This is a genomic window from Arthrobacter sp. SX1312, assembly GCF_002929295.1.
In the GTDB taxonomy this organism is placed as follows: Bacteria; Actinomycetota; Actinomycetes; order Actinomycetales; family Micrococcaceae; genus Arthrobacter_D.
In genome coordinates this window covers 895,184-918,999 of record NZ_PJIM01000001.1, presented here as the reverse complement: position 1 = coordinate 918,999, position 23,816 = coordinate 895,184, and the positions used below count along the sequence as shown (strand labels likewise).

Genomic DNA, 23,816 nt, shown 5'->3' with positions numbered 1-23,816 from the left:
CGCATCTCACGGACATCCAGTCCGACATCCGTCCGAACCTCGTCCCGGACACCGTGCAGGAGGACTCGCGGCGACTCGTCCTGGACCACCTCCGGGCGGTCACACCGGCCCTCGAATCCCTCGCGCTCAACGCCGGCACGCTGGCCGGCTGGGGCGTGGAGATGGCGGACCGGCTCCTGGCCGGCCGGCGGCTGCTCGCGGCCGGCAACGGCGGTTCCGCCGCAGAGGCCCAGCACCTGACGGCGGAACTCGTCGGCCGGTTCGACGGCGAGCGCGAGCCGTTCTCGGCGATCTCCCTCCATGCGGAGAGTTCCGCGGTCACGGCGATCGCCAACGACTACGGGTTCGACCACCTGTACGCCCGTCAGGTGAGTGCCCACGGCCGGGCGGGGGACATCCTGGTGCTCCTGAGCACGAGCGGCAGGAGCCCCAACCTGCTGCGCGCCGTCGAGGCCGCCCGTTCGGCGGGCATCACCACGTGGGCGCTCACCGGGGCGGGACCCAACCCGCTCACCGAGTGCGTCGACGACTTCGTCGCGGTGGACGCGCAGTCGGCCAACGCCCAGGAGGGCCACCTCATCGCGCTGCACGCGATCTGCCGGGCCTTCGACGCCGAGGTGCACCGCCGCCGTCGGGAGGAGCAGCGATGAGGATCGTGGTGGTCGGGGACGTCCTCCTCGACACGGACCTCTCCGGCGGGGCCGGACGGCTGTCGCCGGACGCGCCCGTGCCCGTCGTCGACGTCGACGACGTCCAGCGCCGCGCCGGCGGCGCGGGCCTCGTGGCCCGCATGCTGCACGCCGACGGACACGACGCCGTCCTGGTCACCGTCCTGTCGGACGACGAGGCATCGGGACTCCTGCGGGCCGAGCTCGACGGCGTGACCCTCGTCGCGGGCCCCTCCGGCGCACCCACCCCCGTCAAGACGAGGGTCCGGGCCTCGGGCCAGGCGGTCGTCCGGTTCGACGAGGGCTGCGCGACGCCTCCCGTGCCGGGATCCACGGACGAGATGCTGGCCGCCCTCGACGGGGCCGATGCAATCATCGCGGCGGACTACGGCCGCGGCCTGCTCGCCAACGAGGACCTGCGCGCGCGCCTCGGGACGCTCGCCCGGACGATCCCGGTGGTGTGGGATCCCCATCCCGCCGGCGCCCTGCCGGTCCCGGGCGTGGCCGCGGTGACGCCGAACCTCGGGGAGGCCCTTCGCTTCGCCGACGTCCAGGGGTCGGGAACGCAGGCCGCGGCAGCAGCCGCCGACGTCCTGCTGGCCGCGTGGGGGAGCAGGGCCGTGCTCGTCACCATGGGCGACCACGGGGCCCTCGTCGCCGCGGCGGGCCTCCTGCCGCAGGTGGTGCCCGCGCCCCGGGTCAGCGCCCCCGATCCCTGCGGGGCCGGTGACCGCTTCGCCTCGGCGCTCGCCGTCGGGCTCGCCGCGGGGTTGCCGATCGACGCGGCCGCCCAGCAGGCGACCGAGGCCGCCGCGCACTTCCTCGCCTCCGGGGGTGTCGGCGCGCTGGGCCGGCAGCGCGAGGACGCGCCGCAGCATCTGCCGGTCGACGGGCTCGACGCCCTGACCGTCGCACGGCGGACGCGTGAGGCCGGGGGGACCGTCGTCGCGACCGGCGGATGCTTCGACCTGCTGCATGCCGGGCACGCGCGGACCCTCGCCGCGGCACGGCAGCTCGGCGACTGCCTGATCGTCTGCCTCAACTCGGACGAATCGGTGCGCGGGCTCAAGGGGGAGAGCCGTCCCATCATCAAGCAGGAGGACAGGGCGGAGCTGCTCTCGGCCCTCGGGTGCGTGGACGCCGTCCTGGTGTTCTCCGAGTCGACGCCGGAGAACGCCATCTCCCGCCTGCAGCCCGACATCTGGGTCAAGGGCGGTGACTACGCCGCCGAGGACCTCCCCGAGGCCGCACTCGTGAGCAGCTGGGGCGGCAGGACCGTCACCGTCCCCTACATCCCCGCACGCTCCACCACCACCCTGGCAGCCGCACTCGCCCGCGTCGGCTGACCCACACAGATCTTCCGGCCCGTCCGGCCGGCCCCATGCACGCTACGAAAGGAACGCACATGACCGAGAACACCATGACCGGGAACACCATGACCACCACGACCGGCAACGGCTTCAACCCGGGGCGCGTCCTGGTGACCGGCGGAGGCTCCGGCCTCGGCGCGGCCATCGTCCAGGGCGTCCTCGCCGCCGGCGGCACCCCCGTGGTGCTGGACCGCGACATCAGCCGCGTCACCGGCGTCAAGGCCTTCGAGGTCGACGTCGCGGACCGCGAGGCCGTCGAGGCCGCGGTCCGTGAGGCCGCGGAGATGATGGACGGGCTCGACGCCGTCGTCACCGCCGCCGGGATCGACCGGTGCGGTGCGCTCGACACCGTGCCCGCCGACCAGTGGGAGAAGGTGATCGGCGTGAACCTGATGGGGACGGCATCCACCGCCCGCGCCGCCCTGCCGTACCTCAAGAAGACCCACGGCCGCGTGGTCACCATCGCCTCGACCCTCGGCATCAAGGCCGTGGGCGACGCGACGGCCTACTGCGCCTCGAAGTTCGGGGTCATGGGCTTCTCCCAGGCCCTCGCCGCGGAGACCGCCGGGCAGATCGGTGTCACGACGATCATCCCCGGCGGCATGAAGACGCGCTTCTTCGACGACCGCGACGAGCAGTACAAGCCGCAGGACGACTCCCGCCTGAACGATCCCGAGCGCGTCGCCGAGGCGATCCTCTTCGCGCTCTCACAGCCCAGGAGCTGCGAGATCCGCGAGATGGTCATCGCCCACGCAGAAGAAGGCTCGTGGCCCTGAGTTCGGCGACGTCTGCGTAGACGGCCCCGGGCTGGACGGTGGCGACGATCGAGTCATCGTGCTCGCAGCGTTCCGCCGTCCAGCCCACCTGGGTGATGTCCACGCCGCACACCGGGCAATGGGTCATCCAGGAGAAGTGCACGCGGTGCAGGGTCCGCCCGATGGCCCCCGCGTTGATCACGTTGCCGAGCCAGTACACGCCGACCGTGGGCGTCCCGACGGCCTGTGCCAGGTGCCGGGGCCCGCTGTCGTTGCCGACCAGGACGGCGCTGCGGTGGAGCATGCCGGCCAGCTCACCGAGCGAGAGCTGCCCCGCGAGCGACCGGACGTCCGCCGCCGGATCCTGCGCGAGCGCCAGGCGGACGATCTCCTCCGCCGCCGGCACGTCCGTCGCGTCCCCGACCACCACCACCTCGCAGCCGTCTGCGGCCGCGCGCACCGCGACCTCCGCGAACGACGACGGCGGCCACCGGCGGCGCGGATCCGTGGCGCCGGGATGCAGGGCGACGACGGCGCCCGCGCCGGTCAGCTGCGCCGCCCGGTCCACCTCCTCCGGGAGGACCGTCACCCGCGGTTCCAGGCCGAGGGGTGAGGCCCCGGCCAGCCCCACGACCTCGAGGGCACGGAACACCTCGTGCTGGTAGTAGACGTAGGGGATGGTGCGTTCCAGCGCCACGGCGTCCGGCGTGCGGGTGCCGACCGTGTGGCGGGCCTCCAGCCGCAGGAGGAACGGGTTCGAGTTGCGGCCGCCACCGTGCAGCTGGACGGCGAGGTCGAAGGACCCCCGGACCCCGTCGAAGAAGGCGTCCACCGCTCCCGGATCCTCGTCCCCGGGGCGGACACCGGGGGCGACGGGCAGCTCCACGACCGAGGACACCGGTCCCGGCCTGCCCTGAAGCAGGGCTGCGTGGCCGGGCATGCCGAGCAGGGTGATCGCGGCGTCGGGGTAGCGGGCACCCAGGGCGGAGATCGCCGGCATCGCGAACATGAGGTCCCCGAGCCCGCCCCCGCGCAGGACGGCGATCCGCCGGATGTCCCGGAACGGTTCGAGCACGGGGCCCACCGCCCGCGCCGTGTCCTGCCGCCCGCCGAAATCCGCCGTCGTGCCGTCCCGCATGGATGTCCTCTCCGTCCGTCTGCAGAGTCCTGCGACCCACCGCTGTCCAGCTGTTTCCCGTCGAAGGAAGAGGCCGGTCCCACTCCTCCTGCCACCATATGCTAAGCGTGCTGATGGCTGCGGGACGGAGGAGAGAAAGCGGCCCTCCGCCTGTGTGAACGCGCGGGAGCCGGGTACGGGATGAGTAGATCAGCCGTTACGGCCTTCGACCTCGAGGAGCACCATGCCCATCAACTCCCAGACACCCACGATGCCCGACGTGCTCGGCGACGAGTCCATCACCATCGTCGATCCCCGGGACGGCAGCGCGGTGGGCACCCTGCCCTGCGCCGTGCGGGAGCAGGTCTCGCTCGCCGTCGCCCTGTCCCGGTCCGTGCAGCCGGAGTGGGCGGCCACGAGCCCGGCGGAGCGCGGCTCCGCCCTGCGGCGGGCGGCCGCGGCGCTGCGCGACGGCGCCCGGGAACTGGCCGACCTCAACACCCGGGAGACGGGCAAACCGCCCGAGGACGCGCTCGGTGGCGTCGAGGCGGCCATCTCCACGCTCGAGCAGTACGCGGAACTCGGTCCCGTCCACCGCGGGCTCAGCCTGCGCGGGGCCGTCACGGCCACCGACTACACGGTGGCCGAGCCGCGGGGCGTCGCGGTCCTCCTGACACCCTGGAACGACCCCGTGGCGGTGGCGGCCGGCCTGATCGGGGCGGCGCTCGTCACGGGCAACACGGTGATCCACAAGCCCAGCGAACGCTGCCCGCACGTGGGCGAGCTCCTCGGCCGGTTGCTCCAGCCGGCGTTCCCGGACGGCGTCCTCGTCACCCTGACGGGCGGCGCCGCGGTGGGGCAGCAGCTCACCACGGAGACGGATGTCGACGTGGTGGCGCACGTGGGCTCCAGTGACACCGGCGCCAGGATCGCCCGCGCAGCGGTCCTCACCGACGCCCACGTCATCCGTGAGAACGGCGGCAACGACCCCCTGATCGTCGACGCCGACGTCGACCCGGTGTGGGCGGCCGGCCAGGCGGCACTCGGCGCCTTCGCCAACGCCGGGCAGATCTGCACCTCGGTGGAACGGATCTACGTGTGCAGGCCGATCGCGGAGCCGTTCCTGGCCGCCCTCGCCGCCGAGGCCCGCAGCCGGAATGCGAGCGGGTCCTTCCCCCCGCTCGTGGACCGCCGCATGCGGGACGTCGTCGAGGGGCAGGTCGGCGAGGCCCTCGAGCAGGGCGCCGTGTGCCTCGAGGGCGGCGCCGTACCCGACGGGCCGGGTGCCCACTACCCGGCGACGGTGCTCTCGGAGTGCACCGGGACCATGACCGTCATGACGGAGGAGACCTTCGGCCCGGTGGCGCCGGTGACCGTCGTCGACAGCTTCGACGACGCCCTGCGCCTCGCTGCCGCCGGCCCGTACGGGCTCGCCGCGTCCGTCCTGACCGGGAGCATCGCCCACGCCCAGCAGGCCGTCGCCGGGCTCCCCGTCGGCACCGTCAAGGTCAACGCGGTGTTCGGGGGCGCTCCGGGCGGTTCCGCGCAGCCCCGCGGCATCAGCGGGGCGGGATTCGGCTACGGCCCCGAACTGCTGGACGAGTTCTCCCTCGTGAAGGTCGTGCACATCAGCGCTCCACCGCAGGAGGGCTGATGGACGACGCCCTGCAGCGCCACCCCGCCGACGCCGCGCCCTCGGATCGGGACGGCACGGCGGATCTGGCGCAGGTGCGTGGGCTCGCGGCCTGGGTGCCCGCTGCCATCGCCGATCGTGCACCGTCCGTCACGGTGGTAGGGGACGCGATGCTGGACGGCTGGTGGAGCGGCACCATCGAGCGCTTCTGCCGGGAGGCACCCGCCCCGGTGGTCGACATCGCGTGCCGAGAGTACGCCGCCGGGGGTGCGGCGAACACGGCCGTGAACCTCGCGGCGCTCGGCGCCCGCGTGCGGATGTGCGGGTTGATCGGGGACGACGACGCCGGCCGCCGCCTGCGCGACATCCTGGCGGACGCGGGCGTGGACACCACCGACCTCGTCCAGGACCCGCGCGTCTCCACCACCACCAAGTACCGCATCCTCGCCGGGGACCAGGTGATGCTGCGGCTCGACGACACCTCTGACGGACTGCCTCCGGCCTCGATCGCCGCCCTGGCCGCGCGGATCCCCGACGCCGTGACGGGCGCCGATGCGATCATCGTCTGCGACTACGGCTCGGGGGCGCTCGACGGGGAGGTCCGTGCCGCCCTGGCGCGCCGCGCGACCCTCGATCCCGGGGCGGTGGTCGTGGTCGACGCCCACGACACCGCGGCGTGGTCCGCCCTGCACCCGGACATCGTCACCCCGAACGCGCAGGAGACCGCCCAGGTCCTCGGCATGCGCCTGGATACCCGGACCGATCGCGCCGCCGCCGTCGCAGCGCGCCGCAGCGAACTGCTCTCGGCGACCAACGCGGTGAACGTCGTCGTGACGCTGGACCGCGACGGCACGGTCCTGCTCGGGCCGGACGGCGAGGAGCACCGCACGTATGCCAAGCCCGCCACCGAGCGGCAGGCCTCCGGTGCGGGGGACACGTTCGTGGCGAGCCTCACCGCAGCCCGCGCCGCCGGACTGCCCCTCACGACGAGCCTGGACCTCGCGCAGGCCGCGGCGGACGTCGTCGTCCACCGTCCCGGCACGTCCGTGTGCACGACGGCGGACCTGACGGGCCACCTGCAGCAGTTCGCGGACACCGCCCTCGCCACGGACGAGCTGCTGCGGAAGGTGGAGGCGGACCGCGCCGCGGGCAAGCGGATCGTCCTCACGAACGGCTGCTTCGACGTGCTCCACCGCGGACACACGCGCTACCTCAACCAGGCGAAGCAGCTCGGGGACGTCCTCGTGGTCGCCCTGAACGACGACGACGGCGTGCGCCGGCTCAAGGGTCCGGACCGCCCCATCAACCCGATCGCCGACCGCGCGGGCGTCATCGCCTCCCTCAGCTGCGTCGATTACGTCACGGTCTTCGCGACGGACACCCTCGTCCCGCTGATCGAACTGCTGAAGCCCGACGTCTACGCCAAGGGCGGTGATTACACCGCGCAGATGCTGGAGGAAGCGCCCGCCGTGGAGGCCTGCGGCGGACGCGTCAGCATCCTCGACTACGTCCCCGAACGCTCCACCGCGGAGGTGGTCCGCCGGATCCGCGCCACGCCCTCGGCGGGAGAGGCGCCGTGACGTCGCAGCGGTCGGGGGAGTGGGCGCTGAAGCCTCCGGGGGAGGATCCCGAGGTGGACGTGCTGATCCCCTCGTTCGGGCGTCCCGCGGAACTCGCGGTGACGCTCGCGGGCCTCGCCGCGCAGGCGGGGCCGGCGTTCCGCGTCATCCTCAGCGACCAGACCGAGGGGGCCGCCGCCCTCGACCAGCCGGCCGTCCGCGCGATGGTGCGGGTCCTCGAGGCGCAGGGCCGGCCGGTCCGGCTGGAACGCCATCTGCCGCGCCGGGGACTCGCCGAGCACCGGAGCTACCTGCTGGGACTGGCCGAGGCCCCGTCCGTCCTTCTCCTGGACAACGACATCTGGCTCGAGCCCGGAGCGCTGGACCGCATGAACCGGGCGCTGCGGGCCGCCGGGTGCGGGTTCGTGGGCTCCGCGGTGCAGGGCCTGTCCTACCTCGACGACCCCCGGCCGCACGAGCGGGGCGAGCTCGTCCTCTGGCCGGACAACGAGGTGCAGCCCGAACGCGTCCGCCCGGGGACCGACGGCTTCGACCGCTGGCCGCTGCACAACGCGGCCAACCTGGCCCACGCCGCCGCCGAGCTCGCCATCCCGCCCGGCCAGTGGCGGCTCTACCGTGTCGCGTGGGTGGGCGGCTGCGTGCTCTTCGACCGCCGCGCCCTCGTGGACTGCGGCGGATTCGACTTCTGGGACCGATTGCCGTCCGAGCACGCAGGGGAGGACGTGGCCGCCCAGTGGCGCGTCATGGAGCGCTACGGCGGCGCCGGCATCATCCCCTCCGGGGCCGTGCACCTGGAGGCCCCCACCACGGTGGTCCACCGTGACACAGACGCTGCCCAGGAGATCCTGGACCAGTGACGGTGCTTCGGCACCGGCAGGCACCACCAGAAACCCGACCGGACACACCCGAACCGAAGGAGCACCACATGGCAGATCCGAGCCCGATCGACATCCAGAAGGCCCTGGGCGGCATGGACTACCCGGCGTCCAAGGACGACCTCGTGAAGCACGCGAAGGACAAGGGGGCCGATGACACGGTCCTCGACACCCTCGGGAACCTGCCCGACCGCGAGTACGACTCGCCGACGGACGTGAACAAGGAAGCGTCCAGGTAGGCCGGATCCGGCGGCGGTGTCCCTGCGGGGGCACCGCCGCCGGGCGTGCCTATGCGGGCCGATTCACGGGGCTAGCCCTGTACCGTCTCCCGTGCCGATCCCTGGCCCGCCGCCTGCGCGCCGTCGTTCCCGGACGCCCCGGCGATGTTCACCATCCAGCTGATCCCGAAGCGGTCCACGCACATGCCGAAGCTGTCGCCCCAGGGCGACGGCGCGAGGGGCATCACCTCGGTGCCGCTGCCCGCGAGGGCGTCCCAGTAGCCGCGGAGCTCCTGCTCGTCGTCGCCGCTGATCGACAGCGAGTGTCCGGCGGGAGCGGTGTATTCCATGCTGTTGGGGGTGTCGGCCGCCATCAGGACCTGCCCCGACGGGGTGGTGAGCATGGAGTGCATGATCTTGTCCTGCTCTCCCGGATCCTCGCTCACCTGATAGTCCGCGAAGGTGCTGCTGGTGAGCTCGCCGCCGAACACGGACTGGTAGAAGGCCATGGCCTCCCTCGCCGTGTCCTTGAAGCTGAGATACGTGTTGATCGTCGCTGCCATGAGGTCGCCTCTCGTCGGGTGGCTCGCCGGCCACTCCCTTGTGCTGGACGGACCGATTATCGTCCCCGGGAGCGGAACCGGGAAGGGCCCCACGGACCTCAGGGCAGTGGGGGCTCCGGCCGCTGGCCGATCGCCCCGGCGACCTTCTCCTCCAGTGAGCTGACCGTGGCGTCCGGCAGCACGATCAGGCCGTCGAGCTCACGGCGGGCACGGCGGTAGGCGGTCTGACGCTCCGCCGCCGTGGCGGCGTCGTCGATGGCCACGGTCACGAGCCGGCGCGCCGTCTCCAGCCGCTGCCGCTCCTCGGTGGTGAATCCACTGGCACGGACCCGCCGGGCCTCGGTCTCGGCGATCTGGAAGGCGACGTCGTAGGAGGTGACGGCGGAACGGTACGCCGCGAGGTCCTCGGGCGTCATCGAGGCGGGGTCCTCCGGCCGCAGCGAGTCCGCCTCCCGCTTGGCCCGGAGGAACGCCACGGTGAGCGGCTCGCGGACGTCGGTCATCATCGGGTAGTCGATGAGCTTCGCGGCATCGAGTTCGTAGGCCAGCCACTTGCGGTCGACCTCGTCGTGCATGCGCCGTACGTGGTCGCCCTGGCTCCTCGTCGGGACGGCCTTCCTCGGCGCGGGCGTCGGGGCCTCGAGCGGCGCCGGAAGGCCGGCGGGATGCTTCAACCGGTACAGCTCCATCTTGCGCTGGTGCCGCCGCTCCGTCGCCTCGGAGAAGGACTTGCCCCAGATGGCGAAAACACCCGAGAGCGGGAAAACCAGCCACCAGTAGCTCCCGGCGAAGGAGAGGATATCGTTCACGCGTCCATCGTAGGCCCGGCCGTTGCTGCCCCACGAGGACGAGGGAGCCGCTTAAAGAAACGAAACCCCGCCCTCCAGGCGGCGAGACCTGAAGGGCGGGGCTTCGATGTGCACCCCTCGGGACTTGAACCCGAAACCCATTGATTAAGAGTCAATTGCTCTGCCAATTGAGCTAGAGGTGCGTGGCGTTTTCCCGGCTTCCTCATGCCGTCCGGGTCATCCGCAACAGCATGAAACTCTACCAGCACTTTGCCCGAAACCTGAAACCGGGGGATCGATGCCGCACCGGAGGGTCCGGCGGATCCCGGCGCCGGGGCGGCGCTAGGCTGGCGCCATGACGACCCCCGCCGCCACGGCGCCCCCTACCGTCCGCATCCTCAGCGTCCCGTCCGCCGATCTGCGGGACGCCCTGTCCGGCGTCTCGCCGGGCGTCGACGTCGTGCTCTGGGACTTCCACACGCCGCCCGAGGGCTGCGACCCGGCCGACCTCGACGCCGTCGTCCTCCCGTACACGGGCCGCGCGCACCTCGACGGGGCGCTCGACACCGCCCCGAACGTCAAGATCGTGCAGACACAGTCCACGGGCTACGACGGCGTGGCGGACCTCGTCGGCCCCGGCGTCGCCATCGCCACGGCTGCCGGCGTCCATGCGGCGGCCACGGCCGAACTCGCCGTCGGCCTCGCCCTCGCGTCGTTGCGCGGGATCGACGACGCCGTGCGGCAGCAGGCCGAGGGTCGCTGGCACAGCGCACGCTACCCGGGCCTCGCGGACCGGCGGGTCCTGCTGGTGGGCGTCGGCGGGATCGGCGAGGAGATCCGCCGGAGGCTCGAGACGTTCGAGGCGATCGTCACGCGCGTCGGCAGTTCGGCGCGCGACGACGCCCTGGGCCACGTCCACGGCAGCGACGAACTCGTCCGGCTCGCACCGGAGCACGACGTCGTCATCGTGATCACGCCGCTCACGGACGCCACACGCGGGCTGATCGGGGCGGAGGTGCTCGCGGCCCTGCCCGACGGCGCACTCGTCGTCAACGTCGCCCGCGGCGCCGTCGTCGACACCGCGGCGCTGACCCGTGAGGTGCTGGCGGGCCGGCTACGGGCGGCGCTGGACGTCGTCGACCCGGAACCGCTGCCCGCGGGGCACCCGCTGTGGAGCGCGCCGGGGGTGATCATCACCCCGCACGTCGGCGGCAACACCGGGGCCTTCCCGCCCCGGATCCTCGCGCTGCTCCGCCGGCAGGTCGAGCTGCTCGGCCGGGGTGCGGAACCGGCCAACCTCGTGCGGCGCGGGCCCTGGACCTGACGCCCCTGACGGACAGGACGGGCCAGCCGCCCTGCGGCGTGCCGGCAGGCGCTCAGGCCATGCTGATGAAGGCCGCCATGAAGGATGTGAAGTCCGTCACGTCGTCGTGCTGGGCGAGGAGCAGGGCCGTGCCGGGGCCGACGTCGAGCACGGGAGCCGCCGTCACGCCGAACCGGAAGATCCGACCGGTGCTGGTCCCCACCTCGAAGCTGCCGTCCTCGTCCCACTGCAGCGCGTGCGCCAGGTTGGTCATGTTGACCTCGACGGGTACGCCGGCGCCCGTGATGCCGGCGAGGTCCACCGGGGCGATCATCAGTTCGGCCGGCTTCCACCGGTACCCCACGACGTAGGCCGTCCGGGCGCCGGGCGCGGCGGCCTGCACCGCGAACACGAGGTTGTAATCGCCGTAATTGGGGATCTGCGAGTCGAAGACCCGGCGCAGGGCGTTCTTCAGGCCCTGCCCGCCGTCGAGCGGTCGGCTGGAGGAGGGCTCATCGGGGGTCATATCACGGCCATTGCGGTAGGAGGCTGTCGGACTCGGCCCCTCACGGGACTGCTCGCGGTGCGCCCGGCGGGCTGTCGATTCGCCCGCGAAGTCCACACTGTACCGGAGCGGACGCCTGCCGGACGAGGCACGGCGCGCACGTGCGGGCCCGCCGCCACCGGGCCCGCGGACGGCTGTAACAGGCCGGTCACATGGCGAAACCTGCCCGCGACGCGGGCCTAGACTCTCCCCTATGAGCGCGGACACAACCCCAGACATCAAGCCAAGAAGCCGTATCGTCACCGACGGCATCCACGCGGCCCCCTCACGCGGGATGCTTCGTGCGGTGGGCATGGGCGACGACGACTTCGCGAAACCGCAGGTCGGCGTCGCGAGTTCCTGGAACGAGATCACCCCCTGCAATCTCTCCCTGAACCGTCTGGCGCAGGGGGCGAAGGAGGGCGTCCACTCCGCGGGCGGGTTTCCCATGCAGTTCGGCACCATCTCCGTCTCCGACGGCATCTCCATGGGACACGAGGGCATGCACTTCTCCCTCGTCTCCCGGGAGGTCATCGCGGACTCGGTCGAGACCGTCATGCAGGCCGAGCGCATCGACGGGTCCGTGCTCCTTGCCGGCTGCGACAAGTCCCTGCCGGGCATGCTCATGGCGGCCGCCCGCCTCGACCTCGCCTCCGTGTTCCTCTACGCGGGCACCATCATGCCGGGCTTCGCCAAGCTCGAGGACGGCACCGAGAAGGAAGTCACCCTGATAGACGCCTTCGAGGCCGTGGGAGCCTGTGCAGCAGGCACGATGAGCCTGAAGGACCTCGACAGCATCGAACGCGCTGTCTGTCCCGGGGAAGGCGCGTGCGGCGGTATGTACACCGCCAACACCATGGCCTGCATCGGCGAGGCCCTCGGAATGTCACTGCCCGGGTCCGCTGCCCCTCCCTCCGTCGATCGCCGACGCGACGCATTCGCTCAGAAGTCCGGCGAGGCTGTCGTCAACCTCCTGCGCCTCGGCATCACGGCGCGCGACATCATGACCAAGAAGGCCTTCGAGAACGCCATCGCCGTCACCATGGCCTTCGGCGGCTCCACGAACGCCGTCCTGCACCTCCTGGCGATCGCCCGCGAGGCCGAGGTGGACCTGAGCCTCGACGACTTCAGCCGGATCGGCGACACGATCCCGCACCTCGGCGACCTCAAGCCGTTCGGCCGCTACGTCATGTTCGACGTCGACAAGGTGGGCGGCGTCCCCGTGATCATGAAGGCACTGCTCGACGCCGGACTGCTGCACGGCGACTGCCTCACCGTTACCGGCAAGACGCTCGCGGAGAATCTCGCGGACATCGATCCGCCGGATCTCGACGGCAAGATCCTCCGGGCCCTCGACAACCCGCTGCACAAGACTGGCGGTATCACCATCCTGCACGGGTCCATGGCCCCTGAGGGCGCCGTGGTGAAGAGCGCCGGGTTCGACGCCGACATCTTCGAGGGAACGGCACGCGTGTTCGAGCGCGAGCAGGGCGCCCTGGACGCGCTCGACGCCGGGCAGATCCACGCAGGGGACGTCGTCGTCATCCGCTACGAAGGCCCGAAGGGCGGCCCCGGCATGCGGGAGATGCTCGCCATCACCGGCGCGATCAAGGGCGCCGGCCTGGGCAAGGACGTGCTGCTGCTGACCGACGGCCGCTTCTCCGGCGGCACCACGGGCCTCTGCATCGGGCACGTGGCGCCGGAGGCCGTGGACGGCGGACCCATCGCCTTCGTGCGCGACGGCGACCGCATCCGCGTCGACATCGCCGCGAAGAGCTTCGACCTCCTCGTCGACGAGGCCGAGCTCGAGGAGCGCAGGATCGGCTGGGAGCCCCTTCCCGCCCGCTACACCAAGGGCGTCCTGGCGAAGTACGCCAAGCTCGTCCACTCGGCCTCCGAAGGGGCCTACTGCGGCTGAGGCCCCACCCGCCGGGAAGTCGCGACCTCCCGGCGGCCCCCGGCCCAGGGGTTAATGTCCACTAACTGGACTGCTTGTCCATCATGTGAGACGGGAAGGGGTCCGGTTGACACCCTTTCCCGGGGGCGTGGAAACTACAGGTATGCAGCCCGAACCCGTAGTCGTCATTCTTATGCAGCGCGTGGCCTGAAGCCCGTCTTGTAGACGACTGCAGTCACGCGCAACCCCTCGTAGAGCCCCACCAGGCTGAGGGGTTTTTTTGTTGACACAACCCGTCAATACAGAAGAGTGCGCGGAAGCCCGCAGTCACAGCTGCAGCAGTGCAGCGAACGTTCCAAAGGAAGTCTGAGATGTCCAAGGGATCGCCCATCAGCCCAGCGCTGTTGGCAGCAAGGCCAGCACCTCCCGCAGCACCCGCGCGCGAGTCGGCGCCCGTCGCTCCGGCGAGCTCCGTCCGCGGCCCCAACCGGGTCGTGGCCCCCACCGAGATGCTCGGATCGGCGGCGATCGTCCGCTCCCTCGAGGAACTCGGCGTCGACGACGTCTTCGGCCTTCCCGGCGGAGCCATCCTCCCCACCTACGATCCCCTCCTGGCGTCCACGAAGCTCCGGCACATCCTCGTCCGGCACGAGCAGGGAGCCGGCCACGCGGCCCAGGGCTACGCCATGGTCACCGGCCGTCCCGGCGTGTGCATCGCGACCTCGGGACCGGGTGCCACCAATCTCGTGACCGCCATCGCGGACGCGCACATGGACTCCGTCCCCATGGTGGCCATCACCGGCCAGGTCTCGAGCGCCTTCATCGGCTCCGACGCCTTCCAGGAGGCGGACATCGTCGGCATCACCATGCCGATCACCAAGCACTCCTACCTCGTCACCAACGCCCAGGACATCCCCCGCGTGCTCGCCGAGGCGTTCCACATCGCCACCACCGGCCGCCCGGGCCCGGTGCTCGTGGACATCGCCAAGGACGCCCAGCAGTCGTCGATGACCTTCTCCTGGCCGCCCCGGATCGACATCCCCGGCTACCGGCCCGTGCTGCGCGGACACGCCAAGCAGGTCCGTGAGGCCGCACGGCTGATCAGCGGATCGCAGCGTCCCGTCTTCTACGTGGGCGGTGGCGTGGTCAAGGGGCACGCCTCCCAGGAACTGCGGGAGCTCGCCGAGCTCGTCGGCGCGCCCGTGGTCACCACCCTCATGGCCCGCGGCGTCTTCCCCGACTCCCATCAGCAGCACGTCGGCATGCCGGGCATGCACGGCTCGGTCTCGGCCGTCACCGCGCTCCAGCAGGCGGACCTGCTGATCACGCTCGGTGCGCGGTTCGACGACCGCGTGACCGGCGTGCTCGCGAGCTTCGCGCCGCACGCGAAGGTGATCCACGCCGACATCGACCCGGCCGAGATCTCCAAGAACCGCGCGGCCGACGTGCCGATCGTCGGCTCGGTGAAGGAGATCATCCCCGAATTGACCGCCGCCGTCCGCGAGTCCTTCGCGGCGCAGGAGCGCCCGGACATCTCCGCCTGGTGGAGGACCATCGACCACCTCCGGGAGACCTACCCGGTGGGCTTCACCCGGCCCGACGACGGCCTGTCGGCCCCGCAGCAGGTCATCAAGCGCATCGGCGAGCTGACCGGACCCGAGGGCGTCTTCGTCTCCGGCGTCGGCCAGCACCAGATGTGGGCCGCACAGTTCATCCAGTACGAGCGCCCGCACGCCTGGCTCAACTCCGGCGGCCTCGGCACCATGGGCTACTCCGTCCCGGCCGCCATGGGCGCCAAGGTGGGCAATCCGGACCGCGTGGTCTGGGCCATCGACGGCGACGGCTGCTTCCAGATGACCAACCAGGAGCTGGCCACCTGCGTCATCAACAACATCCCCATCAAGGTCGCGGTCATCAACAACTCCTCGCTCGGCATGGTCCGGCAGTGGCAGACCCTCTTCTACGAGGGCCGCTACTCCAACACCGACCTCAACACGGGCCATGACACCGTCCGCGTGCCGGACTTCGTGAAGCTCGCCGACGCGTACGGCTGCGTGGGACTGCGGTGCGAGCGGGACGAGGACATCGACGCCACCATCGAGCAGGCGCTGGCGATCAACGACCGCCCCGTCGTCATCGACTTCGTGGTCAGCCGCGACTCCATGGTGTGGCCGATGGTGCCCTCGGGCGTCAGCAACGACCTCATCCAGATCGCCCGCAACATGACCCCGACCTGGGAACAGGAGGACTGACCATGGCACGCCATACCCTGTCCGTGCTCGTCGAGGACGTCCCCGGCGTCCTGACCCGCGTCGCGAGCCTGTTCGCGCGGCGCGCGTTCAACATCAACTCCCTCGCCGTCGGACCGACCGAGGTCGCGGGCATGTCCCGCATCACCGTTGTGGTGGAAGCCGAGGGCGATCTCCTCGAGCAGGTCACCAAGCAGCTGAACAAGCTCATCAACGTCATCAAGATCGTCGAGCTGACCACCGAGCAGTCCGTGCAGCGCGACCACGTCCTGATCAAGGTCAGGGCCGACGCCGCCACGCGCCTCCAGGTGACCCAGGCCGCGGACCTGTTCCGCGCGTCCGTCGTCGACGTGGCGATCGACTCGCTGATCATCGAGGCGACGGGCACGGCCGAGAAGCTCGCGGCGCTCCTGTCCGTCCTCGAGCCGTTCGGCATCCGCGAGATCGTGCAGTCGGGCACGCTCGCGATCGGCCGGGGCGCCAAGTCGATGAGCGACCGCGCGCTGCGCAGCGCCTGACCCCCGACCCACCAGACCTTTCCAGCAGCACCCACCCCAAGGAGAAAACACCCGTGACCGAGATGTTCTATGACGACGACGCAGATCTTTCGATCATCCAGGGCCGCACCGTGGCCGTCATCGGCTACGGCAGCCAGGGCCACGCCCACGCGTTGAGCCTGCGGGACTCCGGCGTCGATGTGCGCGTCGGACTGAAGGAGGGCTCGGCGTCGCGTGCGAAGGCCGAGGCCGAGGGCCTGCGGGTGCTCTCCGTGGCCGAGGCGACCGCGGAGGCGGACCTCATCATGGTCCTCACCCCTGACCAGGTGCAGCGGCACGTGTACAAGGACGAGATCGCGCCGAACCTGCAGGCCGGCGACGCCCTGTTCTTCGGGCACGGCTTCAACATCCGCTACGGCTACATCCAGCCGCCGGCAGACGTCGACGTCGCCCTCGTGGCACCCAAGGGCCCCGGGCACATCGTCCGCCGCGAGTTCGAGGCCGGCCGCGGCGTCCCCGACCTCATCGCGGTCGAGCAGGATGCCTCGGGCAAGGCCCGCGACCTGGCGCTGTCCTACGCGAAGGCGATCGGCGGCACCCGCGCGGGCGTCATCGAGACCACGTTCACCGAGGAGACGGAGACGGACCTCTTCGGCGAGCAGGCCGTGCTCTGCGGTGGCGCCTCGCAGCTCATCCAGTACGGGTTCGAGACGCTGACCGAGGCCGGCTACAAGCCGGAGGTCGCGTACTTCGAGGTGCTGCACGAGCTCAAGCTCATCGTCGACCTCATGGTCGAGGGCGGCATCGCCAAGCAGCGCTGGAGCGTCTCGGACACCGCCGAGTACGGCGACTACGTCTCCGGGCCCCGTGTCATCACGCCCGAGGTGAAGGAGAACATGAAGGCCGTCCTCGCGGACATCCAGAACGGTGCCTTCGCCAAGCGGTTCATCGACGACCAGGACGCCGGTGCGCCCGAGTTCACCGCACTCCGCAAGAAGGGCGAGGACCACCCGATCGAGAGCACGGGCCGGGAGCTCCGCAAGCTCTTCTCATGGATCAAGACGAACGACGACTACACCGAGGGCTCCGTAGCGCGCTAGCGCCGCCCGCCCCCGTCCCGGCAGGACACGTGTTCGATGCTCAGCGACGAGCAGGTGTCCTGCCGGACCTGTGTCCGCCTCCGGGCACGGTCCGTCCCGCCCCGTCCGCACTCCCGCCCACCCCGAAGGAACCCCCAGTGACCAAGCCCGTCGTCCTCCTCGCCGAAGAACTCTCGCCCGCCACCGTCGACGCGCTGGGCCCCGACTTCGAGATCCGCAGCACCGACGGCGCCGACCGCTCCCAGCTGCTCGGCGCGCTGGCCGACGTCGACGCCGTCCTCGTCCGCTCGGCCACCCGCATGGACGAGGAAGCCATCCGGGCCGCGCCGAAGCTGAAGGTCATCGCCCGCGCGGGGGTGGGCCTGGACAACGTGGACATCAAGGCCGCCACGCAGGCCGGCGTCATGGTCGTGAACGCCCCGACGTCGAACATCATCTCCGCCGCCGAACTGACCGTCGGCCACATCCTCAGCCTCGCGCGGAACATCCCGCAGGCCAGCGCCGCACTCAAGGCGGGGGAGTGGAAGCGCTCGAAGTACTCGGGCACGGAACTGTACGAGAAGAACATCGGCATCATCGGCCTCGGCCGGATCGGGGCCCTCGTCGCGGCCCGCCTGCAGGGCTTCGGCACGCAGATCCTCGCCTACGACCCCTACGTGACCTCGGCCCGGGCCGCCCAGCTCGGGGTGCGCCTCGTGTCCCTCGAGGAACTGCTCCGCGAGTCCGACTTCGTCACCATCCACATGCCCAGGACCCCCGAGACCGTCGGGATGCTCGGCGCCGACGCCTTCGCGCTCATGAAGGACACCGCCTACGTCGTCAACGTGGCCCGGGGCGGGCTGGTCGACGAGGAGGCCCTCCACACCGCGCTGGAGCAGGGGCGGATCGCCGGAGCCGGCGTCGACGTCTTCGTCCGGGAGCCCAGCACCGACCTCCCCTTCTTCGCGCACGACAGCGTCGTGGTGACCCCCCACCTCGGGGCGTCCACGGAGGAGGCCCAGGAGAAGGCCGGGATCTCCGTGGCGAAATCGGTGCGGCTCGCCCTCGCCGGGGAGCTCGTGCCCGACGCCGTCAACGTGGCCGGCGGCGTGATCGATCCGGCCGTGCGGCCCGGCATCCCGCTCATGGAGAAGCTCGGCCGGATCTTCACGGCCCTCACGCACGCCTCCCTGACGCAGATCGACATCGAGGTGGCGGGCGAGATCGCGTCCCTCGACGTCAAGGCCCTGGAACTGGCCGCCCTCAAGGGCGTCTTCACCGACGTCGTCTCCGAGCAGGTGTCCTACGTCAACGCGCCCGTCCTGGCCGAGCAGCGCGGCATCACCTCGCGCCTGATCACCACGCCCGAGTCCGAGGAGTACCGCAACGTGCTCCGCCTCCGCGGGGCGCTGTCCGACGGCAGTCAGATCTCGGTGGCCGGGACGCTCACGGGACCGAAGCAGGTGGAGAAGCTCGTGGGCGTCAACGGCTACGACCTCGAGATCCCCATCAGCGAGCACCTCCTCGTGCTCCTCTACACCGACCGCCCCGGCGTGATCGGCGCCCTCGGCCGGCTCCTCGGCGAGCGGGACATCAACATCGCCGGCATGCAGGTGGCCCGGAACAAGGAGGGCGGCCAGGCGCTGTCCCTCCTCACCGTGGACAGCGCGGTGCCGCAGGAGGTCCTGGACGCCATCCGGACCGAGATCGGTGCCACCGTGGCGCGGGAAGTGGACCTGCAGGACTGAGCGACGGCCGGCACGAGAGGACGAGCATGCCCACCCACCACCTCCCGGCGACACAGGCGACCGCCAGCCAGGTCCTGTCGCGGGACACCCCGCCCGTGCTGAGGATCGAACCCGGCGACCGCGTGGTCGTCGAGTCCCTCGACGCGTCCGGCCACCTCGAGCGGCAGGCCACGCCGGGGGCAGTGACGCCCTACCGCTTCCCGGACCGGCGCGGCCACGCCCTCACCGGGCCGATCGACGTCGCCGGGACCGTACCCGGCGACGTCCTCGCGGTGCGCTTCGACGCGCTGGAGCCCGCGGACTGGGGCTTCACGGTGGCCGGTCGGCGGGACGACGCCTTCGCGCGGAGCCTCGGCCTCGACGGGGCGGAGCCCGCGTGGCTGCTCTGGGACCTCGACCGGGTGGCCGGGACCGGCACCAACCAGTACGGGCACGTCGTCCGGCTGGCGCCCTTCCTCGGCGTGGTGGGGCTGCCGCCGGCGGAGCCGGGCGAGCACTCGACCACCCCGCCGCGCGCGGAGGGCGGCGGGAACATCGACTGCCGGGAACTCACGGCAGGATCCACGCTCTTCCTCCCGGTGACGGTGCCCGGCGCCCTTCTCCACCTCGGCGACGGGCATGCCGCCCAGGGCGACGGCGAGGTGGGCGGCACCGCCATCGAGTGCGGCATGACGACGACGGTCACCGTCGACGTCCTCCGCGACGCCCCCGTCCCCGGCATCCATGCGGTGACGCCGACCGCACGCATCACCTTCGGCTTCGACGCGGACCTCAACCGGGCGACGGCGGAGGCGCTCGGTGCCATGCTCACCTGGCTGCAGCACCTGCACGGGCTGGAACGGAAAGCCGCGCTGGCCCTGGCGAGTGCCGTCGTCGACCTCCGGGTCACGCAGATCGCGAACCAGACGTGGGGGGTCCACGCGGTGCTGGGGCTCGACGCCGTGGGAACCGCCTGAGGTCCTGGCCTGCGCTGCACGCTTGGGCAAATGCGGTCCGCGCGGGGTAATTTCATAGGGTGACTCCCGCAGCCGACGAGAAGCCCTCGTTCTACATCACCACGGCCATCTCCTACCCCAACGGCGTGCCGCACATCGGCCACGCCTACGAGACGATCGCCGTGGACGCCATGGCCCGTTTCAAGCGCCTCGACGGCTACGACGTCATGTACCTGACGGGCACCGACGAGCACGGGCTGAAGATGCAGCAGTCCGCGGACAAGGAGGGCGTCCCGGTCCGGGAGCTCGCCACCCGTAACGCGCAGGCGTTCCGGGACATGAACGACGTCGTCGGCACCTCCTACGACCGCTTCATCCGCACCACGGACGAGGACCACTACGCCGCCGCCACCGAGATCTGGAAGCGGATGGAGGCCAACGGCGACATCTACCTCGACAAGTACGCCGGCTGGTACTCGGTGCGCGACGAATCGTTCTGGGGCGAGGACGAGACGGAGGTCCGCGAGGACGGCGTGCGGTATGCGACGGAGACCGACACCGAGGTCACCTGGACCGAGGAGGAGAGCTACTTCTTCCGGCTCTCGGCCTACCAGCAGAAGCTGCTGGACCTCTACGAGGCGCAGCCCGAGTTCGGTGCGCCCCAGTCCCGCTTCAACGAGGTCATCTCCTTCGTGCGCCGCGGCCTCGAGGACCTGTCCATCAGCCGCACCACCTTCGACTGGGGCGTCCCGGTGCCCGGCAACCCCCGGCACGTCATGTACGTCTGGGTGGACGCGCTCACCAACTACCTGACCGGCATCGGCTTCCCCGACACCGCGTCCGAGCGCTTCCGGAAGTTCTGGCCCGCGGACGTCCACGTGATCGGCAAGGACATCTCCCGCTTCCACGCCATCTACTGGCCGGCCTTCCTGCTGTCCGCCGGGCTCGAGGTCCCCAAGCGCGTCATGATCCACGGGTTCCTGCACAACAAGGGCGTGAAGATGTCGAAGTCGCTCGGCAACACCGTGGCGCCGGCCGACTGGGTGGACCAGTACGGCCTGGACCAGGTGCGCTTCTTCCTCCTCCGCGAGGTGCCGTTCGGCGCGGACGGCTCCTACAGCCACGAGGCCGTGGTGGGGCGCATGAACTCCGACCTCGCCAACAACTTCGGGAACCTCGCGCAGCGGTCGCTGTCGATGGTCGCGAAGAACTGCGGGGGCGCCGTGCCGCAGCCGGGGGAGTTCGCCCCCGCCGACACGGCGATCCTCGACAGGGCACACGCACTGCTCGACACGAGCCGTGCCGCGTACGGGAAGCAGGAGTTCTCCCGCGCCCTCGAGGCCGTGTGGACCGTCCTCGGCGAGACGAACGCGTACTTCGCCGACCAGCAGCCGTGGGTGCTGCGGAAGACGGATCCGGAGCGCATGGCGACCGTGCTCTACGTGACGCTGGAGGTGCTCCGCGTGGTCGCCGTCCTCGCCCAGCCGGTCATGCCGACCAGCGCCGCGCGGATCCTCACGGCCCTCGGCCAGGGGGACGCGAGCGACGACGCCCGCCGGCTCTTCACCGCCCTGGACGAGCGGATCGAACCGGGGACGCCCCTCCCCGCGCCGACGCCGGTGTTCCCCAAGTACGAGGAGCCCGTCACGGCGTGACCGCCGGCCCCGAGGGGTCTACTGGAGCAGGAAGCGGGCCGGGGCGGTCTCCGTCATGACGCGGCCCACGGTGTCCTGCTGCTGCTTCGACGCGACCAGCAGGCGCTCGAGTTCTGTGCGGTCGAAGCCCTGGTGCCTGGGGCCGGCGGTCGCGTCCGGCGGCAGGGCGAGGAGTGTGGACCACAGCGCCTCCTTGCCCCTGAGCAGGGACTGGAGGGCCTCGAGTTCCAGCTGCGCCCCGGCGGTCGCCTTACGGCGCAGGGGGTTCAGGGGATCGAACTCGGCGACCACGGACGCGACGTGCGCGAGGCCCATCTTGAGGCGGCTGGGACGGTGTCCCAGGCCCTTGATCAGCTTCTTCAGATAGGTGCGCTCCTCGCTGATCTCCTTGCGCAACCGGGTGAACTCCGCCTCGTGCGGTGTGTTCGCCCAGGAGATCCGGGCCGCGTTGAACAGCCGGACGCCGTTCGTGGCGCCGGCGAGGTGGAGGTCCAGGTAGGGCAGGAGCGTTTCGGGGTCCAGCCGGCTTCCCGGGGTGCCGTTCGTGGCGCTCGTCATGGGTGTTCCTTCCATCGGATGATCAGCACCTCACCCTACGGCAGCGTGTTCCAGCAGCGGTAGCGTGATGGCGACGGCGGTCCCGACATCCAAGGTGGACTCGACCGTGATGCTCCCGCGGTGCGCCTCGAACGTCTTCTTGGCGACGGAGAGCCCGACGCCGGCCCCGGGCAGCGCCCGGTCCGCGTTGGCAGCCCGGTGGAACGAGTCGAAGAGGCGCGGCACGTCGTCCGCAGGGATCCCGATACCGGTGTCCCGCACGACGACGACCACGCGTCCGTGGTCCGGTTCGTGGGCCAGCCCGATCGAGACGGTGCCTCCCTCCCGCGTGAACTTGACGGCGTTGGACAGCACGATCGCCAGGGCCGCCGAGAGCTGTCCGCGGTCCCCGGACACCGTCACCGGATGATCCGGCAGCGTGCACTCGAGCACGACGCGGCCGGCGGAGGCCTGCAGGACGGCACGCGCGGCGAGCTCCGAGAGGAGGTGCACGAGGTCCACGGGTCCGTGCTCGGGCGCCTCGGATTCCCGGGAGGAGAGCGCGGAGATGTTCTCGATCAGGTCGCTGAGCTTGGCGGTGTTGCGCTCGACGGCCTGCAGCATGGTGCTCGCTTCCGGCGGCAGTTCCCCGCCGACGCCGTCGAGGATCATCTCGAGGTACCCGGCGATCGAGGCGAGCGGGGTGCGGAGTTCGTGGTTCACGGTCCCGACGAAGTCGCTCTTGGCCTGGTTGAGCGCCTGCAGCTTCCGGACCGCCTGCTGCTGACGCGAGATGAGCTGGGCCTGGATCAGTCCGTGCGCGAGATTCCCGAGCACGTGCTGGGTCAGGGCACCTTCCACCCCGGAGAAGGCCTGCGGCTGCTCCTCGCGCATGATCCACAGGAGGCCGAACGGTGTGTCTCCCTCGCCCAGTGCCGCGACGACGCCGTGCACGGTGCGTCGCCCGGCGTCGCCCTCCCGCAGCCACCCTGGGACCGGGACCTCTCCGGCGTCGGGCACGGCCCCGGGACCGGTGCTGAAGGTGCCGGTCGCGCTGTCCTCCCAGAGGGCCAGCGCAAGGGGGAGTGCGTCCTGCTCGTGCTCGCGCCGGGGTGCGGCCAGCGGCGTCCGCGTGCCCTCCGCGGGGTCGGTCCAGCTGCTGCCGTGGGCGGCGACGCGCTCGTCGTCGAAGACCTGCAGTGCCACGTGGTGTGCGCCGAGCGCGCGTCCCACGCCGGGAAGGAAGTGATCGATCATGGCCGCCGGGTCGTTCGTGGCGCGGATGCGGGCGGAGATGGCCCGCATGGCCTCCCGCAGCCGGGCGGCGGACGCCCGCTGCGCCCGGCGCCGCCGTCGTCGTGCGATCGCCGCGTGGGCGCGGTGCAGCAGCTCGGCGGGGTGCACGGGAGGGAAGACGACGTCGGAGGCATATCTGCCGACGGCTCCCGGTATCTCCCCGGTCCAGCCCTCGGGGAGGAGGAGGATCACGGGCAGGCTCGCGAGCGCCGGGTGCCGGGTGAGGACGTCCGGCAGCGCGTCCGCATGGGCGAGGGCCGTGGGCAGGTCGACCAGCAGGAGGTCCGGGGCGGCCTCGAGGACCTCGTCGAGCACGGACGCCCCGGGAACGACGGTCCTCACCCGACACCCGCCCTCGGCGAGCACCCGGTGCACGGCCGCGCCGTCCTCGGCGGACGCGGAGGCGACGACGGCGAGCGCCCCGCCGCCGTTCCCTGCTGCTTCGTCCTGCCCCACGGTGTCCTCTCCGATCACGACTGCGTTGCTCCCAATATAGGTGGCACGGGAGC

At 71.4% G+C, this 23,816-nt stretch carries 21 protein-coding genes and 1 tRNA gene; 15 read left to right on the top strand and 7 right to left on the bottom strand.

The genetic code is table 11. From position 1 onward, the window contains the following. Nucleotides 1–26 precede the first annotated feature (26 nt). The 3 genes from CXQ92_RS04345 to CXQ92_RS04335 all read left to right on the top strand — a co-directional run bounded on the left by CXQ92_RS04345 (nt 27) and on the right by CXQ92_RS04335 (nt 2,814). Entirely contained in the window at nt 27–650 is a 624-nt protein-coding gene (locus tag CXQ92_RS04345; RefSeq protein ID WP_258069795.1) for an SIS domain-containing protein, read from the top strand. Continuing rightward, entirely contained in the window at nt 647–2,014 is a 1,368-nt protein-coding gene (locus tag CXQ92_RS04340; RefSeq protein ID WP_104165548.1) for a PfkB family carbohydrate kinase, read from the top strand. Before CXQ92_RS04345 ends, CXQ92_RS04340 begins: the two co-directional genes overlap by 4 nt. 89 nt (nt 2,015–2,103) lie before the next feature. Then, nucleotides 2,104–2,814: an SDR family oxidoreductase gene (locus tag CXQ92_RS04335; protein WP_104166716.1), complete on the top strand. Its 711-nt coding sequence runs from the start codon at nt 2,104–2,106 to the stop codon at nt 2,812–2,814. Here the strand turns inward: CXQ92_RS04335 and CXQ92_RS04330 are convergent. Then, entirely contained in the window at nt 2,780–3,931 is a 1,152-nt protein-coding gene (locus tag CXQ92_RS04330) for a glycosyltransferase family 9 protein (RefSeq protein WP_104165546.1), read from the bottom strand. The two genes, CXQ92_RS04335 and CXQ92_RS04330, sit on opposite strands and share 35 nt — an antisense overlap. A 223-nt stretch (nt 3,932–4,154) precedes the next feature. On the opposite strand from CXQ92_RS04330, the gene CXQ92_RS04325 reads away from it, so the two are divergent. From CXQ92_RS04325 to CXQ92_RS04310, 4 genes are all read left to right on the top strand, one after another. Further along, nucleotides 4,155–5,564, top strand: a complete 1,410-nt coding sequence (locus tag CXQ92_RS04325; RefSeq protein ID WP_104165544.1) for an aldehyde dehydrogenase — start codon at nt 4,155–4,157, stop codon at nt 5,562–5,564. Then, nucleotides 5,564–7,123 carry a PfkB family carbohydrate kinase gene (locus CXQ92_RS04320; RefSeq protein WP_104165543.1) on the top strand — a complete coding sequence of 520 codons (1,560 nt, stop codon included), beginning with the start codon at nt 5,564–5,566 and terminating at the stop codon, nt 7,121–7,123. Before CXQ92_RS04325 ends, CXQ92_RS04320 begins: the two co-directional genes overlap by 1 nt. Beyond that, nucleotides 7,120–7,980 carry a glycosyltransferase family 2 protein gene (locus tag CXQ92_RS04315; RefSeq protein WP_219815679.1) on the top strand — a complete coding sequence of 287 codons (861 nt, stop codon included), beginning with the start codon at nt 7,120–7,122 and terminating at the stop codon, nt 7,978–7,980. The genes CXQ92_RS04320 and CXQ92_RS04315 overlap by 4 nt, the downstream gene beginning before the upstream one ends. A gap of 68 nt (nt 7,981–8,048) precedes the next feature. Beyond that, complete coding sequence (locus CXQ92_RS04310; RefSeq protein WP_104165541.1) at nt 8,049–8,237, top strand: DUF2795 domain-containing protein; 189 nt, start codon at nt 8,049–8,051, stop codon at nt 8,235–8,237. A gap of 71 nt (nt 8,238–8,308) precedes the next feature. Here CXQ92_RS04310 and CXQ92_RS04305 read toward each other — a convergent pair whose 3' ends face one another. The 3 genes from CXQ92_RS04305 to CXQ92_RS04295 all read right to left on the bottom strand — a co-directional run bounded on the left by CXQ92_RS04305 (nt 8,309) and on the right by CXQ92_RS04295 (nt 9,770). Continuing rightward, complete coding sequence (locus CXQ92_RS04305) at nt 8,309–8,779, bottom strand: VOC family protein (RefSeq protein ID WP_104165539.1); 471 nt, start codon at nt 8,777–8,779, stop codon at nt 8,309–8,311. A gap of 98 nt (nt 8,780–8,877) precedes the next feature. Next, complete coding sequence (locus CXQ92_RS04300) at nt 8,878–9,588, bottom strand: hypothetical protein (protein WP_104165537.1); 711 nt, start codon at nt 9,586–9,588, stop codon at nt 8,878–8,880. 109 nt (nt 9,589–9,697) lie between these two features. Beyond that, nucleotides 9,698–9,770, bottom strand: a tRNA-Lys gene (locus CXQ92_RS04295). 152 nt (nt 9,771–9,922) lie between these two features. On the opposite strand from CXQ92_RS04295, the gene CXQ92_RS04290 reads away from it, so the two are divergent. Next, nucleotides 9,923–10,891 carry a 2-hydroxyacid dehydrogenase gene (locus CXQ92_RS04290; protein ID WP_104165535.1) on the top strand — a complete coding sequence of 323 codons (969 nt, stop codon included), beginning with the start codon at nt 9,923–9,925 and terminating at the stop codon, nt 10,889–10,891. Nucleotides 10,892–10,943: 52 nt separating this feature from the next. Here the strand turns inward: CXQ92_RS04290 and CXQ92_RS04285 are convergent, their stop codons facing one another. After that, entirely contained in the window at nt 10,944–11,396 is a 453-nt protein-coding gene (locus tag CXQ92_RS04285; protein WP_104165534.1) for a hypothetical protein, read from the bottom strand. Between the two features lie 232 nt (nt 11,397–11,628). Here CXQ92_RS04285 and ilvD point away from each other — a divergent pair, with 232 nt between their 5' ends. From ilvD to metG, 7 genes are all read left to right on the top strand, one after another. Next, nucleotides 11,629–13,332, top strand: coding sequence for a dihydroxy-acid dehydratase (gene ilvD, locus CXQ92_RS04280; RefSeq protein ID WP_104165532.1), 1,704 nt, complete (start codon nt 11,629–11,631; stop codon nt 13,330–13,332). A gap of 350 nt (nt 13,333–13,682) precedes the next feature. After that, on the top strand, nt 13,683–15,563 hold the full coding sequence (locus tag CXQ92_RS04275) for an acetolactate synthase large subunit (protein ID WP_104165531.1): 1,881 nt from the start codon (nt 13,683–13,685) through the stop codon (nt 15,561–15,563). A 2-nt stretch (nt 15,564–15,565) separates the two neighbouring features. Beyond that, the gene (gene ilvN, locus CXQ92_RS04270; RefSeq protein WP_104165529.1) at nt 15,566–16,078 is read left to right on the top strand and encodes an acetolactate synthase small subunit; all 513 of its coding nucleotides are present in this window, start codon (nt 15,566–15,568) and stop codon (nt 16,076–16,078) included. Nucleotides 16,079–16,131: 53 nt separating this feature from the next. Further along, nucleotides 16,132–17,157, top strand: a complete 1,026-nt coding sequence (gene ilvC / locus CXQ92_RS04265; protein WP_104165528.1) for a ketol-acid reductoisomerase — start codon at nt 16,132–16,134, stop codon at nt 17,155–17,157. A gap of 137 nt (nt 17,158–17,294) precedes the next feature. After that, the gene (gene serA / locus CXQ92_RS04260) at nt 17,295–18,884 is read left to right on the top strand and encodes a phosphoglycerate dehydrogenase (protein ID WP_104165526.1); all 1,590 of its coding nucleotides are present in this window, start codon (nt 17,295–17,297) and stop codon (nt 18,882–18,884) included. Between the two features lie 26 nt (nt 18,885–18,910). Then, nucleotides 18,911–19,840, top strand: a complete 930-nt coding sequence (locus CXQ92_RS04255) for an acetamidase/formamidase family protein (protein WP_104165524.1) — start codon at nt 18,911–18,913, stop codon at nt 19,838–19,840. Between the two features lie 59 nt (nt 19,841–19,899). After that, entirely contained in the window at nt 19,900–21,474 is a 1,575-nt protein-coding gene (gene metG, locus CXQ92_RS04250; RefSeq protein WP_104165522.1) for a methionine--tRNA ligase, read from the top strand. A gap of 18 nt (nt 21,475–21,492) precedes the next feature. On the opposite strand, the gene CXQ92_RS04245 is transcribed toward metG, so the two are convergent. Together CXQ92_RS04245 and CXQ92_RS04240 are read right to left on the bottom strand one after the other, a co-directional pair. Then, on the bottom strand, nt 21,493–22,032 hold the full coding sequence (locus tag CXQ92_RS04245; RefSeq protein WP_104165520.1) for a hypothetical protein: 540 nt from the start codon (nt 22,030–22,032) through the stop codon (nt 21,493–21,495). Between the two features lie 30 nt (nt 22,033–22,062). After that, the gene (locus CXQ92_RS04240; protein ID WP_104165518.1) at nt 22,063–23,781 is read right to left on the bottom strand and encodes an ATP-binding protein; all 1,719 of its coding nucleotides are present in this window, start codon (nt 23,779–23,781) and stop codon (nt 22,063–22,065) included. Nucleotides 23,782–23,816 lie beyond the last annotated feature (35 nt).